Raw genomic sequence first — 17,204 nt, 5'->3', positions numbered from 1 at the left:
CCAGCGCCTCCGCCGCGAGGCGCCCGTCGGTGAGGAAGTGCACATGGACACCCCCTTCTGGGCAGATGCCGACCGCCTGCTGATCCGCTACGGCGCGCCCTTCAGCCCACGCGTCGTCGAACGCGCCGCCGGAGCCTACGTCTACGACGACGAGGGCAACGCGATACTGGACTTCACCTCCGGCCAGATGAGCTCCGTGCTCGGCCACTCGCACCCCGACATCGTCTCGGCGGTCTCGACAGCGATCGGGTCACTCGACCACCTCTTCAGCGGCATGCTCAGCCGCCCCGTCCTCGACCTGGCCGCGGCGCTCGCCGAGACCCTGCCCCCCGAGCTGGGCAAGATGCTGCTGCTGAGCACCGGCGCCGAGTCGAACGAGGCGGCGATCAAGCTCGCCAAGCTCTACACCGGCCGGTACGAGATCGTCTCGTTCGACCGCTCCTGGCACGGCATGTCCCACGGCGCCGCGTCGGCGACCTACTCGGCCGGGCGGCGCGGCTACGGGCCCCCGACCCCCGGCAACTTCTCCCTGCCGACGCCGAACGCCTACCGGTCCCCGTTCCGCACCTCGGACGGTTCCTACGACTGGGAGGCGGAGCTGGCGTACGGTTTCGCCCAGATCGATCAGCAGTCCTCCGGGAGCCTCGCCGCGTGCCTGGTGGAACCGGTGCTCTCCTCGGCCGGCATCATCGAGCTGCCGCCCGGCTACCTCGCCCGCCTCAAGGAACTGTGCGAGGAGCGCGGGATGCTGCTCATCCTCGACGAGGCCCAGACCGGGCTCGGCCGCACCGGGACGATGTACGCCTTCGAGCGCGACGGCGTCGTCCCGGATCTGCTGACCCTCTCCAAGACGCTGGGGTCGGGCCTGCCGGTGGCCGCGGTGCTCACCGGCGAGCACATCGAGCGCGTGTGCCACGAGCGGGGCTTCCTCTTCTTCACGACGCACGTCTCCGACCCGCTGGCGGCGACCGTCGGGGCCACGGTGCTCTCGGTGATCCAGCGCGACGGACTCGTCGACAGGGCTGCCGCGCTCGGCCGGCAGCTCACCGCGCGGCTGGAGGATCTGCGCGACCGGTACGACATCGTCGGCGACGTACGCGGCCGCGGCCTGCTCCAAGGCGTGGAACTGGTCACCGACAGGCAGCGCAGGACCCCTGCCGACAAGGCGGGGCAGGCGGTCACCCAGGAGTGCCTCGACCGCGGACTGCACCTCAACATCGTCCAACTCCCCGGTATGGGAGGCACCTTCCGCATCGCGCCGCCGATGACCGTGACGGAGGACGAGCTCCACGCCGGAATCGACATCCTCGCCGCCGCGATCGAGAAGGTCGCCCCCGGGCGGCCCGGCGCCTGACCGGCCCGCACCCGGCTCCTGCCGCCACCGGACGCTCCGCGGCGGCAGGAGCACGTCCGAGGAGGACCTCCTCGGCGGCGACCAGGACCGGTTCGAGCGGGTGATGACGGACGCGCTCGGCGGGCACCCGCCGAGCCCTCATGGAGCTGTACGACGAGTGCCTGGCCGCGGTGCGCGGCCGGCCAGAGCGCTAGCCCAGGCGCTCGACGGCCTCCTTGGCCTGCTTCAGGTCCACGCCCGTCAACTCCCGGTAGCGCTTGACCGCATGGATCCTCTTGCCGCTGCGCAGGAGTTCGATGACCTCACCCAGCCGCGGATCGTGCTCCTGCAGCCCCAGATGGTCCAGCACCAGGTCCAGCTTGCGTTCGACCCGTGCCAGTTGCCGATCCGAGCGGGAGATCCGGACCTCGACAGCGCGCACAGCCCCGTACAGCAGGAAGGCCACGGGAACCCAGAAGAGTATTTCCATACGGGAATGAAATCAGCTCCGTTCCCCGTCGTCCTCGCAGGGCGCCGTCCCCACCGGGCGCCGCCCGCCCGTCGGGGCGGGTGCCCGGCAGCCCGGCCCGGCTGCCGGACTGCCGGGCACCCACGGTGCCGGGCCGGACCGTCAGGAGCGGCCGCGCGCCCGGCGACGTGCCACCAGAAGGCCGCCGGCGCCCAGCAGCAGCGCGGCTGCCACGGAGGCAGCGGCCACCGAAGTACCTGTCGCGGCGAGATCACCGGAGCCACCGTTCGGGGACGGGGACGGGGACGGGGACGCGGACGGGCCACCGGTCGAGGCTGCGGGGGCGGAGGCCGAGGCGGACGACGCGGGGGCCGAAGGCTGGTCGGAGGGCTTCTCGCTGGGCTTGTCGCCGGGCTTCTCGCTCGGCTCCTCGTCGCCCTCGCAGTCGGTCCAGAAGACCTTGTGCTTGGCGCGGCCGTGCTCGCCGTCGAAGTTCCAGACCAGCTTGTAGTGGCCGTCAGGCAGGGTCAGATCTGCGCTGCGACCGTGTCCGTCGCCGTCCAGGTCCAAGGAGTCGCTCTTGGCCACGGTTCCCTTCGAGCCGGTGGGCGGCATCTGGACGATCCGCCAGTCCACCTGCTGCCGGCCGTCGAAGCCGAACGCATCGAGGTAGAACGTGCACACATGTGGCTGGTTCCTACGGAGTGCCTCGCCAGTCCTGGCGTCGTGGATCTTCACGGTCCCGTTGTCACCCGCCGGCGTGGCGTGTGCCACCGATCCGAGAAGCAGCGAAACCGCCACCCCCGCCACCACGGTGCATGCCGAAGAGAAGGTGCGCATAGGGCTACCAACTTCTTGAGAGAACCGAAGGGGGGTGGGCGGCTCAGCGTTGCCCGCTCGCCGATCCCAGGTCAAGCCGGATAAGCACCCTGTGAGCTGATTTCCCACTGCAACACACCATTGATGACGCATAACCATCCGGCCAAGTGCTCTGGCCGTCTGGGGCCGCCGGGTTGGTGGTCGTGGCGGTCGGATGCGGGAAGCACGGGACCGCTGCCCCCGACCGGGTCTTCCCCGTCGACGCGTTCGGCCCGCTCGGGGTCCACCCCGCCACCGGCCCCGGCGAACTCCTCCGCACAGAGCACTAGCAGGCCCGGTGTGCCCCGGGAAGGGACACCGCACCTGTTGATCATGCAGGGGCTTTGCACGGTTTCCTGTGAGACCGCTTGATTGTCCGCCAGGACCGCCGCCCCCACGCTGGAGACGTACCGCTCAGGGCGCACACGGCTGCGGCCCGCTGCTTCCGGTCCGGTGCGTCCGTTCCCGAACGACCGCACGCCGCGGGGACGGAACGCCAGCGACCACGCGGACGTCCTGGCGCCATCCCGGGCCGCCCGACGGGTTCACAAGGAGTGTCATGCGAACGCGAGTCACGGACCCCCTGCTCCAACCCTTCACCCTCAAGAACATCACGCTGCGCAACAGAGTGGTCAGCACCTCGCACGAGCCGGCGTTCGGCGAGAACGGCCTGCCCGGGGACCGCTACCGGATGTACCACGTGGAAAAGGCCCGCGGCGGGGCCGGGTTGACGATGATCGGCGGCTCGGCGGTGGTGTCACCCGACAGCCCGCCCTCGTTCGGCAACCTGCTGCTCTACCGCGACGAGATCGTGCCCTGCTTCCGCAGGCTGGCCGACGAGGTGCACGACGCAGGGTCCGCGGTCATGTGCCAGATCACCCATCTGGGACGGCGCACCAGCAACTACGCGGGCGACTGGCTGCCCGTGCTGTCCGCCTCGCCGGTACGGGAACCCGCCCATCGTGCCTTTCCCAAGGAAGCCGAGCCGTGGGACCTGGACCGCGTCGTGCAGGACTACGCGGACGCCGCCGCCCGCTGCCGGGCCGGTGGTCTCGACGGCATAGAGATCCAGCACTACGGCCACCTCCTGGACAGCTTCCTGTCCCCGGCCACCAATCACCGCGACGACCGGTTCGGCGGAACGCTCGCGAACCGCACGGCCTTTCCGCGCCGGGTGATCCGCGCGATCCGGTCCGCCGTCGGCCCCGATTTCGTCGTGGGCATCCGCATGGCGCTGGACGAGGACCAGCCGGCCGGACTCGGTCTCGGTGAGGCGCTGAGCGCGCTCCGCGACTACCTCGCGGACGGCGTCGACTTCGTCAGCACCATCCGGGGTTCCATCGAGAGCGACGCGTCGCTCTCGCGGGTCATCCCGTCGATGGGGACGCCCTCGGCGCCGTTTCTCGACTTCACCGCCGAGGTCAAGCGCAGCCTGGAGATCCCGGTGATGCACGCCGGACGGATCGCCGACGTGGCCACCGCGCGGCACGCCGTGCGGGAGGACCAGTTGGACCTGGTCGGCATGACCCGGGCCCAGATAGCCGACCCCCACCTGGTCGCCAAGGTGGCCGACGGGCGCGAGGACCGGATCCGCCCCTGCGTGGGAGCGAGCTACTGCCTGGATGCGATCTACGACTCCGGGGACACCAAGTGCCTGCACAACCCCGCCACCGGCCGGGAGCTGCGGCTGCCGCACACCGTCCCGGCGGCGGCCTCGCGGCGGAAGGCGGTGGTCGTCGGCGGCGGACCCGCCGGACTGGAGGCGGCCCGGGTGCTGGGCGAACGCGGCCATGAGGTCGTCCTGTTCGAGGCGGCGGACCAGCCCGGCGGCCAGATCCGCCTCGCCGCCGCGAATCCCCGCAGGCGGGACCTGCTCGGCATCGTGGACTGGCGCGTCGCCGAGTGCGGCGTGCTCGGCGTCGAACTGCGGTTCGGCGTGCTGGCCGAGGCGGCGGACGTACTGGCCGAAGAGCCCGACCTCGTCCTGATCGCCACCGGCGGCACACCCGACGCCTCCTTCCTCGCCGGCGGCGCCGACCTGGTGTCCGACACCTGGGACGTGCTCAGCGGCGCCCTGCGCCCCCGCGGACGGGTGCTGGTCTACGACGACAACGGCGCCTACCCGGCACTGGACGCGGTGGAAGTGCTGGCGCGCCAGGAGGTCCCCGTCGAGTACGTGACCCCCGAGCGGATGCCCGCTCCCGACGTCGGCAGCATGAACGCGCCCCCCTACCTGCGGGTCTTCGCCGAACACGAGGTACGCACCACGCTGGCGCACCGGCTCACCTCCGTGCGCCGCGCCGGGGACGGCCGGCTCGCCGCGGCACTGCGCAGCGAGTACGCGGCGACGGAGGCCGAACGGACAGTGGAACACGTCGTGGTGGAGCACGGCACGCTGCCCAACGCGGACCTCCACCACGAACTGCTCCCCGGCTCACGCAACCTCGGACGGCTGGACCACCGCGCGCTGCTGGCCGGTGAGCCGCAGCCGGCCGGCGCCAACCCCGCGGGCCGCTACCAGCTCTTCCGCATCGGTGACGCCGTCACCAGCCGCAACATCCACTCCGCGGTCCTGGACGGCCTGCGCCTCTGCCTGCCGATGTGATCCGACGCCGCTGCCACCGCCGCCGACACCGGGCCGCAGGACCCACCGGTGCGGCGCCGCACCGACCGTGCGCCGGAGCCCGCCTCGGCCCGCGCCGAAGGGAGAAACGTGACCTCACTGGAAAGCACCCCCGCCACGCAGACCGACCGGATCCACGAGGCGGTGGCACGACGGGTTGCCGGGCGCAGCCTGGAGGGCTCCTTCTACACCGACCGGGAGTTCTTCGACTTCGACATCGCCGCCGTCTTCGCCCGCCAGTGGATCTGTGTGGCCGTCGACGCCGAGCTGCCCGAGCCGGGCGACCGCACCTCGGTGGAGATCGGGCCGTACTCGGTTCTGCTCGTCCGCGACGACGAGGAGGAGCTGCGCGCCTTCCACAACGTGTGCCGGCACCGGGGCGCCCGCATCGTGGAGGGAGGGAAGGGCTCGGCCGGGAACCTGGTCTGCGGATACCACAAATGGACCTACGGTCTGGACGGCAGACTGCTGCACGCGCCCTCCCAGCCCGCCGGCTTCGACCGCGACTGCTTCGGACTCGCCCCCGTGCACGTGCGCAGCGTCGGCGGACTCGTCTTCGTCTGCCTCGCCGAGCAGCCTCCCCCTGGCTTCGACGAGGTCGCCTCGCGCATCGAGCCCTACCTCCTTCCCCACGACCTGCGCCGGGCCAAGGTGGCAGCCCGCAGCGAACTCGTGGAGGAGGGCAACTGGAAGCTCGTGATGGAGAACAACCGCGAGTGCTACCACTGCGACGAGCACCCCGAACTGCTGCGCACCTTCTTCCCCACCTACGGCTACTCCGAGGCGGACCTTCCCCCGCGGCTGCGCCCGGCGCACGAACGGTACCTGCGGGCCGACGCGGAACTGCGCGCCACCTACGAGCAACTGGGGCTGCCGTACGCGCTCATCGAGGAACTGGACGACCGCAGCACCGCCTTCCGCATCCAGCGGGACGCGCTCGACCTCGCCGGTGAGTCCTTCACCCCCGACGGCACGGCCGCCTGCCGACGGCGCCTGGGCGACCTGCCCACGGCCCGCCTCGGGCATCTGGCCCTGCACCTGCAGCCCAACTCGTGGTTCCACGTGCTCGCCGACCACGCCATCGCCTTCAGCGTGCTGCCGCTCGCCGCGGACCGGACGCTGCTGCGCACCACCTGGCTGGTCCATCCGGAAGCCCGGGAGGGTGTCGACTACGACCCCGACACCCTCCAGCGGGTCTGGCGCGCGACGAACGAGCAGGACGCGCGCCTGGTCGCGCTGGCCCAGCGCGGGGTCTCCGGCCCCGCGTACCGGCCGGGCCCCTACGCCCCGACGGAATACCAGGTCGAGGCGTTCTGCAGTTGGTACATCGCCCGTCTGCGCGAGGAGCTGAACCGATGAACGATGTCCTCACCGACCCCGGCCGGGAAGCGCTGCGGCAGCCGGCGGCCTTCCGCACGGCGGAGGGCGCAGCGGACGGTCCGGTGGACCATGTGCTGGTCTGCAAACAGGTCCACGACGTCAACCACGACACCAAGACCTTCGCGTTCGAACCGGCCGGCCCCGGACTCTTCCGGCACGACCCGGGCCAGTACCTCGCCTTCACCTTCGAGATCGACGGCAGGGAGGTCTCCCGCTGCTACACGCTCTCCTCGCCGCCCTCGCGTCCGCACCTGGCCACGATCACCGTCAAGCGCGTGCCCGGCGGCCGGGTCTCGAACTGGCTGCACGACGTCCTCGTCCCCGGGGCCGTCGTCCGCGCCAGGGGACCGATGGGCCGGTTCTCCACGGCCCGGCATCCGGCGTCCGCCTATCTGTTCCTGTCCGGAGGCAGCGGAGTGACGCCGTTGATGTCGATGACCAGGACCCTGTACGACCTCGCTTCCCCGGCGGATGTGGCGTTCGTGCACAGTGCACGCACCCCCGCCGACATCCCCTTCCGGCAGGAACTCGCGCTGATGGCGGCCACCGCGCCCGCCATCCGGGTCGCCCATGTCTGCGAGGACGGCGGGAGGGCCGAGCGGTGGCAAGGCCACCGGGGACGTCTCTCCCTCGGGATGCTCCAGGAGATCGTCCCCGACCTCCTGGACCGCGAGGTGTTCTGCTGCGGACCCGCGGGCTACATGCGGGCCGTGCGCCGGATGCTCCACGCGGCGGGCCATCCGGAGGCCCGCTACCACGAGGAGAGCTTCGAGGCCCCCGGGCCCGGACCTGTGCCCGCGCCCGCGCCCGCACCTGCGTGCGCCCCCGCCCTCGCGTCCGCCCCCGACCCGGCCCGCTCCGCGGGGGACTCCGGGCCCGCGCCGCGGTTCACCGTGGAACTGTCCCGCAGCGGAACGACCATCGAGTGCGACGCCGGGACGCCGGTTCTGGAGGCCGCGGCCCGCGCCGGGATCACCCTTCCCTCGTCGTGCGGCGAGGGGCTGTGCGGCACCTGCGTCACGACTCTCCACCAGGGGTCGGTCAGCATGCGGCACCAGGGCGGCCTGCGGCCGCGGGACAGCGCGCAGAACAAGATCCTCCTGTGCTGTGCGACACCGTTGGAGAATCTGGTCATCGACGCCTGACGGCCGGCTCGTACCCGGCCCCGGACGGCCGCGCGGCTGCGCGACAGCTATCCGCATCTGACGGTGCGGTTCATCGAAGCCGAACCCGACCGGTGCTTCGACCTGCTGCTCTCGGAAGAGGCCGACCTGGCTCTGCTGGTGGTCACCTCGGACTCCCCGGCGCTGACGGACGAGCGGTTCGACCAGCAGCCGCTGCTGGAGGACCCGCTGGACCTGATCGCCCCTCAGGGGCACGAGCCCACCCGGCGGGAACGCGTCACGCCGGCCGACGCGGCCAGGGAGCCGTGGATCCTGGGCAACCCCGGCACCAGCTACCACCAGTTGGTCCTGGCCGCCTGCATGAGTGCCGGGTTCACCCCGCACATCGCCCACCACGCCGACGAGTGGGGGACCGGCACGGCACCGGTCGCCCACGGCTTCGGCGTCATCCTCGTACCGCGCCTCGCGCAGCTGGGCGAGGAGGCGCTGGTCGCGCGCCTCCCGCTGCACGGTGAGCCGGCGCCGGCCCGCCGCATCATGGCCGTCACCCGCATGGGCGCACGGGAGATCCCCGTCCTCACCCACGCCGTCGACACCATCACCGCGACCGCCGCGCGGTTGCTGCCGACGAGGTGATGCGGCGGGCTCGGACCGGTCGCGTCGCGCTCGGCGAGGCCCCCGCGGACGGCCCCCGTGTCCCTGCCGGCACGGGCACGCGGCTGCCCGGGTCAGGGCGAGCCGTTGGTCAGCAGCAGACAGCAGATGCGGTCATGGTGCAGGAGCGTGGCGGTGTCGGCGTCGCCGCCGTCGAAGTACACCGGCCGCAGCGGTTCCTCGCCGCTGAAGTACCCGCTCGACCGCAGGAAGTCGGGCTCCACCGAGCCGAACTGCCACGCGCACGGGTCCGCGCCCAGCAGCTCGTGCACGGCGCTGCGGACGAGGCGCCTTGCATCCGCCTCCGAGCAGTGCCGCCGACCGGGGCCGGGCGCCCGGCAGAGCATCCACTCCAGCCTCGCCAGCAGCCCGGGGCCGTCCAGCGGCCGGATGGCGGCGCGGAATCCCGCACGGGGGAGCGCCCGCTCCTCCTCGTCCCCGCCCCTGTGCTCGGACAGGTTGTACCAACCGCGCAGGCGGTCGGCGGCCCGCAGCAGCTCCTCGAACAGGCCGCTGCGGAGGAAGGCGCGGAGAACGCACTGCCTGTTGTCCTGGGTGAGGGGTGTCTCGGCGGCGAACTCCAGCAGCAGGGTGTTGCTGTTCATCGACCGGTCCACGGCCGAGAGGAACGCGTCGACGGAGGGGCGTGGCGGGGTGTCGGCCGGAGCGGTGAAGCGCACGGTCTCCTCCTCGCTGTCTGTCACGGCCGCGTGGCGGCATGCGCCCGGTCTTCCGGCACCGCCCGCCCTCCGGGCGACCTGGCACCGCGGCCGGGCTACGAGGAGTAGACCTCGGTCATACTGGTGATGCGGTTCTCGCGGTCGATTTTCACATCGTAGAAGTTCAACCCCCAGCAGTCGCTGGTGTCCGCCTTCCGCTGGCCGCCGTCGAATTGCTTGCCGTCGGGGTCGGCGCAGGTTTTGACGTGTGCGATACCGCCGTTTCGCGCGGTGAGCTTCTTCTGCTTGGATTCCTTCTTGCTGATCACCGTGATCTGTGTGCTTCCGGACGCCGGGCGGTAATTCTTGAACTTCCCGACGGGATGGTAGGAAGCCCCTTCCTGGGAACCGGCCCGGCATTCCGCCTTCGCTTCCTTGGCGACCACGGTGTTCATGGCGCCCTCGACGTGGTGGACCCAGATGACCTTGTGTCCCGGTGCCGGGGTGGGGCAGGAGTCTCCCTTTTAGTCCTTCCCGTCTTCTCCGTCCTCCGTGGCCGCCCCGGGGCTCGCCGAGGACGGATTGCCGCCGTCTGCCGAGGTGTCCGCCGGGGGGTCGCAGGCGGTCAGCGGGATCAGCGCCGCGACGAGGGCGGCTACGGCGGATATGGCACGAACAGAGCGCATGTACTTCCCCGTGACTGTGAGCGCGGATGGCAGGAGAAACCTGTCGAACCGGGCGATCGTTCCGTGTGTGACTGCGAATCAGCCAACCGGATCATAGAGATAAGTGCACCCTGAAACTCTTCTGTTCGCCGTGCGGGCGGACACTGTTTCCGACCTGTGACCATGCCCTCCCGTGGAATGCCCCGGACTCGGGGGGCCGGCAGCGACGCGCCCGGGGGCCCGGGCGCGTCCTCGGCGCACCGCGGGGTCAGGTGCGTCGTGCGGCCGCGCAGCGCACGCAGGTGGTGGTCGCGGGACGTGCCGACAAGCGCTCCTCGGGGATCGGCTCCCCGCACTCCGTGCAGTGTCCGTACGGATACTGTGAGTCATGCACACCCGTGCTCATCGACGGGCTGACACCAGAGGGCGGGTCTGTGCATCCGTTCGGCGTCTCGTCGTTCCGACGCACTGGTCAGGCGGTGTGAGTCCGTGCGTACAGCTCGGGACGACGGTCCTTGAAGACGTCGTTGTGGGCGCCGATGCGCTTGTCCCTGGCCTGTGAGAGGTCGCACTCCGCAAGGAGGAGAGCGGGGGTGGCCGGTGCGGTGTCGGTCGTGGCCATGAGAAAGCCGTCAGGGTCCGCGATCGCGGAGGCTCCGGTCCAGGCGACGCCGCGTTCGTCGCCGGCACGATCACAGGCTGCGACGAACACGCGGTTGACGCTTGCGTTGGCTTGGACCCGGATGACCTCGGCGGGTGCCTGTCCATCGGGGCGAGGGACGAGCGGCCAGTTGACCGGGGCGCAGAGAAGTTCGACCCCCTCGATGGCCGTGGCGCGGACCCATTCGGGGAATTCGAGGTCATAGCAGATCATGACGCCGATCGGTCCGACAGGCGGGACATCGACGATCGGGGGCAATTCGTTGCCTGGGACGAAGATGTCCTTCTCGGTGCCGAAGAGGTGTGCCTTGCGGTACACCGCCCGGAGGGTGCCAGTCGGGTCGATGAGGACGGCCGAGTTGCGTACTTGGCCATCCGGGTCGCGTTCGCACAGGCCGGCGACAAGAGTGATGCCGTGGCGCCGCGCCGCGCCGGACCACGCGGTGACGGTCGGGCCGTCGGCCGGCTCGGCCAGTGCCGTCGCTTCGGCCGCGTCCTCGAAGACGTAGCCGCTGTTGGTCAGTTCCGGCAGGACCAGGACGTCGGCTCCCGCCGCAGCCGCTTGAGCGATCGCATGGTCGGCAGCCGCGCGATTGGCCTCCACCGCGCCGACGGCGAGGGTGAGCTGGGCGCACGCGACGGTGACGGAGGCGGCGTTCACGCGTCTTCCTTCTCCAGCTCGGCCTCGCTGGCGGCGACGGCCGCGCGCTCGGCGCCCAGGTCGAGGTCGCGCATCAGCACGTAGTACAAGGCGCCGCCGACGGCGAGCCCGACAACAAAGGAAATATCGAAGCCGCCGAGGGCCTTGGCGAGCGGGCCGGTGTAGAACGACGTCGTGAAGAAGGGGATCATCGCGGCGAAGCCGGCGACGTAGGCGGCCATGCCTTGCCAGCACCAGCGGCCGTAGATGCCGTTCCGGTCGAAGATCGCAGTGATCGCGTAGTGGCCGCGTCGCACGCAGTAGAAGTCGACGAGATTGACGGCCGTCCACGGGATGAGGAAGTACAGCATCATCAGGATGAAGTCGTTGAAGCTGGTGAGGTAGTCATCAGGCAGCAGCAGTGCCACGACCAGGACGGCCAGTTCAATGACGACGATGCCGGTGACGCGGGAGCGGATGGTGGGTTTCACCGGACGGAAGGCGTCGACGACGCTGCTGGTGGTCAGCATCGCGCCGTAGGCGTTGACGGCCATGATGGTGATCAGGGCGAGCGCGGAGACGACGACGGCGAAGGTGCCGAAGCCGGGCAGGATCGCGTTGCCGACCTGCTCCACGCTGCCGATCGCGTCGGGTGTCGGCAGGCACGAGGCGAGCAGCGCACCGAGCGACATCAGCCAGACCGCCGAGAGCGCCGCGCCGGCATAGGTCCACCAGATGACCTTGCGGGCGGAGACATCGCGCGGCAGATACCGCGAGTAGTCGGAGACATAGACGGCGTAGCTGATCTGGTAGCCGGCGGCACCGCAGAAGACGATCAGGAACGATGTCCAGGAGTGCGCGGTGTCGGCAGACGTGGTGTGCGGGGTCAGCTGGAACATCGCACCGACGGTGATCACACCGAAGACGGCGATCAGGACGTACGTCAGCCATCGCTGCACCAGGTGCAGCAGGTCGTGCCCGACGACCGCCAGCACGGCTGCCACGGCAATGATGATCATGTACCACAGTGCCGTCCCGCCAGGCAGGACAGTGGTCAGGCCCTGAGCTGCGAGGACGACATTGAAGACATTGAAGCCGACATAGACGAAGACGACCGCCGCAAAGGGGATCACCGCGCCCCGGATGCCGAACTGGGCACGGGACTGGATCATCTGCGGCAGGCCCATGCGCGGCCCCTGATTGGCGTGGAAGGCCATGAAGAAGGTACCGAACAGCGCGCCGAGCGAGACCGCCGCCACCGACCAGCCCAGGCTGAGCCCCAGCGAGGGCCCGATGAATCCGGTGACCATCGTGGTGAGGACGAAGTTCCCGGTGAACCAGAAGGGGCCCTGGTGCCACACCTTGCCGTGTCGCTCACGGACCGGTACGTAGTCGATCGAGCGCACCTCGATCACTCCGCCCCCTCCGGGTGCCTTGTCCCCGGGGCCCGGCACCTGGGGTGCGGATGTGCTCCGTGCCGCGGTCGAGCCGTCCATGGCCACCACGCTTCCTCTCCTCGCCTGTGCCGCAGCGCATCAAATTCCACGGCACCGGAAATCTATGTGGCCACTGGTCCGGCTGCGATCGCCCTCAGGTCGAATCTGAACAGCGGGTACCGACAAAATGTCCAGAGCTCTTGGCGATACTGGAGTCATGGCTCTGCTCATATCCGACCTCGTCGCCCGCCCCGAACTGCACCTGTCTGTGATCACTGGGGCGGATCACATCGACCGCCCCGTCGACGCGGCCCACGCCTCCGAGCTGCTGCGCCCAAGCGCTTGGCTGCAGGGCGGCGAACTGCTGATGACGATCGGGCTGCTGCTGCCGATGGACCCGGGCTCCTGCCGGGCCTACGTGGACGACGTTGTCGGCGGGGGAGCCCGGGCCCTGGCCGTCGGCCTCGGCGACGAGCTGCCCTACCAGGAAGTCCCACAGCCTCTGGTGAACGCAGCGGCGCAGGCGGGGCTCCCGCTGCTGACGGTCGGGCGTCAGGTGCCCTTCATCGCGGTGACCAAGGCTGTGTTCGCGGCCCAGGCCGCCGAGCAGCGGGCAGCCGTCGAGAGCGCCTTCGCCACCCAGCGCAGCCTTACCGCCGCAGCCGCCTCCGGCCAGGGCCTCACCCCGACCCTGGACGCCTGGACCCAGGCCACGGGTGTGCGCGCCTACGTCACCGACCCGCTGGGGCGCGTCATCGCCGTCAACGACACCTCCCCACACCAGCACACGGATACCCACGAGATCTTGATCCGCCGGGTCGTGGCCGGCGGCATGCGCTCCAGCGCCGCCGCTCCCGGCATCGAAGTCCAGCCCCTGGGCGCCCGCCGGCTGCGCGGCATCCTCGTCCTCACCGGCCCCCTGCCCTCCGAAGCCCGTCTCCTCGTCTCCGGCCTCGTCTCCCTTCTCTCCTTGGAACTAGAAGGCAGACACCTGGCCAACGAACCAGACCGCCGCCGCCGAGCCGCCCTTCTGGGCCGCCTTCTGGCCGAGACCACCACGCCCGAAGTGGCGGCAGACGTTCTCGCCGACGCGGGACTGGGAGCACGTTCCGTGCGCGCCGTCGCCATCGAACCACCCGCCGGTGCCACGGCACAGGACACCACCCGCAACGCTGCCGACCTCGCGGCCGACCTCGCCCTCGCTGTCCCCGGCGGTCTCACTCGCGCCCACAAGGGACTCGTCGAAGCCGTCGTCGACGAAGATCTCGATCTGGAAACCGTCCTCACTCAGTTCGCCCCCCGCCGGCCGGCCGGCATAGGGTCCCCCGTCCCGCCCGCGGCTGCCCGCAACTCCCTACGCGAGGCAACCGGACTCGTCGACCTCAGCCGCGGCACCGGCCACCCGGTCCGCGCCCGACAGCGTCGTTCCAGCGACATCCTGCTGAACCTCGGCCCGCGCACCGCACTCGCCGGATTCGCCGACACACTCCTGGGCCCGCTCGATACGGCAGACCCCACGGGCGAACTCACCCAAACCCTGGCCACTTGGCTGGACGCCGCTTGCTCCTGGGACGAAGCAGCCCGCCGACTCGCCGTCCACAGGCATACGGTCCGCAACCGCCTCGACAAGATCGCCCGGCTTACCGGGCGCAGCATGGACAACGGAGACGACCGCTTCGACCTCTGGCTCGCCATCCGATCCCGCAATGCCGCGCAACGGGCATCACCCTCCCGGGAATGACACCAAGGAGGGCGCGGGAGCGGGAGCGGAATGCTCAGTGACTTCAGCCGCCCGGGCGCCGTACGCCCGTGATCGTTGGAGGGTCGGACCGGACAGCCAGAGGTGATCTGCACCCGACCTGTGACCGTGCACCGCCGTGGAATGTCCCGGATTCAGGGCTCGGAGACGCGGGCGGGTCCGAGGGCCGCAGCGGCTCCTCGGCGCACCGCGGGGTCAGGTGCGTCGTGCGGCCGCGCAGCGCACGCAGGTGGTGGTCGCGGGACGCGCCGACAAGCGCTCCTCGGGGATCGGCTCCCCGCACTCCGTGCAGTGTCCGTACTCGCCCCGCTCCAGGCGCTCCAGCGCCCGGTCCACCTCCACCAGGTGCTCCCGCGCCCGGGCCAGCAGCGCGGCGACGTGTGCTCGCTCGAATGCCGTGCTGGATCCCTCGGGGTCGTGCTCGTCGTCGACCGCGACCAGGGCATTGGCCTCGACGATCTGCTCGAACTCCCGGCTCAGGGCAACGATCTGCGCTCCGGTGCCGGCGCGTTCCGCCAGGAGCTGTTCCCGTGCTGCGGCCCGGGCCGCGGGGGAGAGTGCCGGATCGTGCGGTGAGTCAGCCACAGAAGGGGCAACGACGAGACCGCGGTCCGGCATTCCCGGGCCCGTGCGCCCACTCCGACGGCCGAGGGGGTTCGGCCGACGAGCGCAGTCGGCCCGACCCGTCGGGGCATGCGTCGTACGAGCCGCACCGGCAGCGTTGCGGCGCTGGGAGGGGCACCCCCCGTGGGTGCCCCTCCCAGGGCGTTCGACGGGCGCCGCGCGATGCCGCGCCACGACGCGTGCCGTGGCCGTCCCGCGCGCCGTCCGTCGGGCCGCCGACCGCGGGAGGGTCAGGCGGTGTGCAGCGTCAGACCGTAGTGGTCGAGGATCTCGTTGATGGGCTGGTACCAGGTCTCGCCGCCGCCGGAGCAGTCGCCCCAGCCGCCGGAGGTGACGCCCTGTGCCTGGTCGCCGCTGATGAAGGAGCCGCCCGAGTCGCCGCCCTCGGCGCACACGCTGGTCTTCGTCATCTCATGGACGGCGCCCTGGCTGTAGTTGACGGTCTCGTTCTTGGCGAGCACGGTGCCGCAGTGCCAGTGCGAGGTCGACCCCGAGCGGCAGATCGAGGCCCCGACCGGCGCCTCGGCGGAGCCGCGGACGAGCTGGTCCGAGACCGTGCCCCAGCCCAGGACCACCGGAACCGTCCACCATCCGCTGCCGACGTTGACCCAGGCGTAGTCGTTGCCGGGGAACGAGGAGCCCTGGAAATTGCCGATGTAGGAGCCGTCCCAGCCGTTGACCGCCTGGCCCGCCCCGCCGCAGTGGCCGGCGGTGACGAAGCCGCCCTGGACCGAGAAGCCTATGGAGCAGCGGACGTTGCCGGTGTAGTAGGGGTCTCCGCCGACCGTGCCCGCGGAGAGGGTCGAGGGGGCGTGGTCCGTCGTGCGGACCGTTACCGGTCCCGCTTTGCGCGCCCGGGCCAGAAACTTCTTGACATCGTTGTCAGCTTGCCGGGAGCTGAGGACTTCGACCACGACGCGGTTGGTCTTCCAGTCGACCCGCCAGTTGCTCACCCCGCTGGGCGCGTCGAGGGCGTCGATGCGCTCCTTCACGGCGTCGAGCTGCTCGGCGGTGCGGTCCACCAGGTCCACGGTCGCGCCGGTGGCCCGGACGGCCGCGGCCTTCTCGCGGTCGGCGACCGCCACGGTCAGCTTCCGGGTTCTCGGGGAGAACCAGGAGCCCGCGTAGGCGCTCCCGGCCGCGCGCTGGGCCTGCTTCTCGGTGGTCCGCGCGTGCTTCTCGGCGGCCAGCCGCTTCTCGGCCTGCTGTTCGCTGAGGCCGAAGTCCCGCTGCATGGCGTTCAGTACGCCGTCCGACGCGGGGGTCTTGTCCGTCTGCGGTCGCGCGTCCGCCGCCGTCGCCGGGAGCAGACCGGCGGCCACGAGGGCTCCACCGGCCAGCAGCGCGGACAGGAGGGCGCGCGGGGTTCTTGTGCGTCTCATGGATCGGCCTTTCGTTGTTCCGGTGTGTCGTGGGGGTGGAACAGCAAAGCCTGGGAACGATCCCGGGAGATGCCGCTGCGCAGATTAGCGAGAGAGCATGGACAGGTCCATGCCAATGTTGCATCGCTTTTCGGCCAGCGACCGGACCGCAAGATACGTCAACTCTCGGACGTGCTCCCGTGCTCCCGTGCTTCCGGTCCTCCGGTCCGCAGTCCCGGAGGCGGCATCCTCGACGCGCAGCGGTCACCGGTCCTCAGGTGGGTCCTGTCCTTTGTCGGTGAGGGCCAGGAACCGGTCGACGGCCGTCCGCGCCTGGGTGGTGATGTCCTCCTCACCGGGCGGGCGTTCGCCCAGCAGTACGCGGATCTGGAGGTCGCGGACCACCAGGCCGTAGAGGAGTTGGAACGCCTCCTCCGGATCGTCGGTGCGCAGGTGGCCTTCCTCGGCCAGCCGGCCGAGATGGGCCGTGATCAGTGGTCCGGTGGTGTACCGGCCGTGCCGCAGTACGAGTTCGGCCAGCTCGGGCGAGGTCATGGCCGCTCGGTTCAGTGCCACCGAGACGTCACCGATGAGCAGTCTCAACAGGTTCCGGGCGATGGTGACAAGGGTGGTGCGGGGGTCGGCCGGCCGGTCGAGGGCTTCGGCGACGGCTGAGTTCACCTGCTCGGCCTGTCGCTCGATGAGCGCGGCGAGCAGCCCGTGGCGGTTGCCGAACCAGGCGTACAGGCTCTCCTTGGACGAGCCCGCGCGCGTGGCGACTGCCTGCATCGTGGTGCCGGTGACACCGCGCTCCAGGAGTTCCGCGAGGGCGGCGTCCAGGGCGGCCCGGCGCCTCGCCGTCTGCTCTCCCGACCGGGGGCGGCCTCGGCGGGGACGGTCACCTGCGGGTGTGGGCATGGGCACCTCCGGGTTCCAATTTTCCGAACGCATGGGTACGG

16 protein-coding genes and 1 pseudogene are annotated in these 17,204 nt (G+C 70.8%); 6 read left to right on the top strand and 11 right to left on the bottom strand.

The annotated features are described in order from the left end of the window. The first annotated feature begins 43 nt into the window (after positions 1-43). The gene (locus ACFYNS_RS00855) at positions 44-1,354 is read left to right on the top strand and encodes an aspartate aminotransferase family protein (RefSeq protein ID WP_360301602.1); all 1,311 of its coding nucleotides are present in this window, start codon (positions 44-46) and stop codon (positions 1,352-1,354) included. Positions 1,355-1,544: 190 nt separating this feature from the next. On the opposite strand, the gene ACFYNS_RS00850 is transcribed toward ACFYNS_RS00855, so the two are convergent. Both ACFYNS_RS00850 and ACFYNS_RS00845 read right to left on the bottom strand, forming a co-directional pair. Further along, on the bottom strand, positions 1,545-1,823 hold the full coding sequence (locus ACFYNS_RS00850; RefSeq protein ID WP_388599872.1) for a hypothetical protein: 279 nt from the start codon (positions 1,821-1,823) through the stop codon (positions 1,545-1,547). Positions 1,824-1,964: 141 nt separating this feature from the next. Beyond that, positions 1,965-2,642: an LPXTG cell wall anchor domain-containing protein gene (locus ACFYNS_RS00845; protein ID WP_388599870.1), complete on the bottom strand. Its 678-nt coding sequence runs from the start codon at positions 2,640-2,642 to the stop codon at positions 1,965-1,967. Between the two features lie 577 nt (positions 2,643-3,219). Between ACFYNS_RS00845 and ACFYNS_RS00840 the strand changes: the two genes are divergently transcribed. From ACFYNS_RS00840 to ACFYNS_RS00825, 4 genes and pseudogenes are all read left to right on the top strand, one after another. Next, complete coding sequence (locus tag ACFYNS_RS00840) at positions 3,220-5,265, top strand: FAD-dependent oxidoreductase (protein WP_388599867.1); 2,046 nt, start codon at positions 3,220-3,222, stop codon at positions 5,263-5,265. Positions 5,266-5,373: 108 nt separating this feature from the next. Continuing rightward, on the top strand, positions 5,374-6,642 hold the full coding sequence (locus ACFYNS_RS00835) for an SRPBCC family protein (RefSeq protein ID WP_388599865.1): 1,269 nt from the start codon (positions 5,374-5,376) through the stop codon (positions 6,640-6,642). Then, positions 6,639-7,808 carry a 2Fe-2S iron-sulfur cluster-binding protein gene (locus tag ACFYNS_RS00830; protein ID WP_388599862.1) on the top strand — a complete coding sequence of 390 codons (1,170 nt, stop codon included), beginning with the start codon at positions 6,639-6,641 and terminating at the stop codon, positions 7,806-7,808. The genes ACFYNS_RS00835 and ACFYNS_RS00830 overlap by 4 nt, the downstream gene beginning before the upstream one ends. A 30-nt stretch (positions 7,809-7,838) precedes the next feature. Further along, positions 7,839-8,423 (top strand): annotated as a pseudogene (locus ACFYNS_RS00825) (LysR substrate-binding domain-containing protein); the annotation flags it as partial. A 92-nt stretch (positions 8,424-8,515) separates the two neighbouring features. Here the strand turns inward: ACFYNS_RS00825 and ACFYNS_RS00820 are convergent. The 6 genes from ACFYNS_RS00820 to ACFYNS_RS00795 form a co-directional block, all read right to left on the bottom strand. Next, positions 8,516-9,145, bottom strand: a complete 630-nt coding sequence (locus ACFYNS_RS00820) for a hypothetical protein (RefSeq protein WP_360296815.1) — start codon at positions 9,143-9,145, stop codon at positions 8,516-8,518. 71 nt (positions 9,146-9,216) lie between these two features. After that, positions 9,217-9,555, bottom strand: a complete 339-nt coding sequence (locus ACFYNS_RS00815; RefSeq protein ID WP_388599859.1) for a hypothetical protein — start codon at positions 9,553-9,555, stop codon at positions 9,217-9,219. 69 nt (positions 9,556-9,624) lie between these two features. Continuing rightward, positions 9,625-9,786, bottom strand: a complete 162-nt coding sequence (locus ACFYNS_RS00810) for a hypothetical protein (protein ID WP_388599857.1) — start codon at positions 9,784-9,786, stop codon at positions 9,625-9,627. 247 nt (positions 9,787-10,033) lie between these two features. After that, the gene (locus tag ACFYNS_RS00805) at positions 10,034-10,171 is read right to left on the bottom strand and encodes a TraR/DksA family transcriptional regulator (protein ID WP_388599855.1); all 138 of its coding nucleotides are present in this window, start codon (positions 10,169-10,171) and stop codon (positions 10,034-10,036) included. Positions 10,172-10,237: 66 nt separating this feature from the next. Further along, entirely contained in the window at positions 10,238-11,086 is an 849-nt protein-coding gene (locus ACFYNS_RS00800; protein WP_388599853.1) for a nitrilase-related carbon-nitrogen hydrolase, read from the bottom strand. Further along, entirely contained in the window at positions 11,083-12,561 is a 1,479-nt protein-coding gene (locus ACFYNS_RS00795; protein ID WP_360296806.1) for a cytosine permease, read from the bottom strand. Before ACFYNS_RS00795 ends, ACFYNS_RS00800 begins: the two co-directional genes overlap by 4 nt. Positions 12,562-12,718: 157 nt before the next feature. Between ACFYNS_RS00795 and ACFYNS_RS00790 the strand changes: the two genes are divergently transcribed. Then, positions 12,719-14,242 (top strand): PucR family transcriptional regulator, encoded by a 1,524-nt coding sequence (locus tag ACFYNS_RS00790; protein ID WP_388599850.1) that lies wholly within the window; start codon positions 12,719-12,721, stop codon positions 14,240-14,242. 213 nt (positions 14,243-14,455) lie between these two features. On the opposite strand, the gene ACFYNS_RS00785 is transcribed toward ACFYNS_RS00790, so the two are convergent. The 3 genes from ACFYNS_RS00785 to ACFYNS_RS00775 form a co-directional block, all read right to left on the bottom strand. Next, positions 14,456-14,878 carry a TraR/DksA family transcriptional regulator gene (locus ACFYNS_RS00785; protein WP_388599849.1) on the bottom strand — a complete coding sequence of 141 codons (423 nt, stop codon included), beginning with the start codon at positions 14,876-14,878 and terminating at the stop codon, positions 14,456-14,458. Positions 14,879-15,114: 236 nt separating this feature from the next. Further along, positions 15,115-16,266 carry a S1 family peptidase gene (locus ACFYNS_RS00780; protein WP_360296797.1) on the bottom strand — a complete coding sequence of 384 codons (1,152 nt, stop codon included), beginning with the start codon at positions 16,264-16,266 and terminating at the stop codon, positions 15,115-15,117. Positions 16,267-16,509: 243 nt separating this feature from the next. Then, positions 16,510-17,163 (bottom strand): TetR/AcrR family transcriptional regulator C-terminal domain-containing protein, encoded by a 654-nt coding sequence (locus tag ACFYNS_RS00775; protein WP_360296794.1) that lies wholly within the window; start codon positions 17,161-17,163, stop codon positions 16,510-16,512. Between the last annotated feature and the right edge of the window lie 41 nt (positions 17,164-17,204).

Source organism: Streptomyces sp. NPDC006925, from assembly GCF_042869575.1.
In the GTDB taxonomy this organism is placed as follows: Bacteria; Actinomycetota; Actinomycetes; order Streptomycetales; family Streptomycetaceae; genus Streptomyces.
This window is presented reverse-complemented; position numbering and strand designations above follow the sequence as displayed.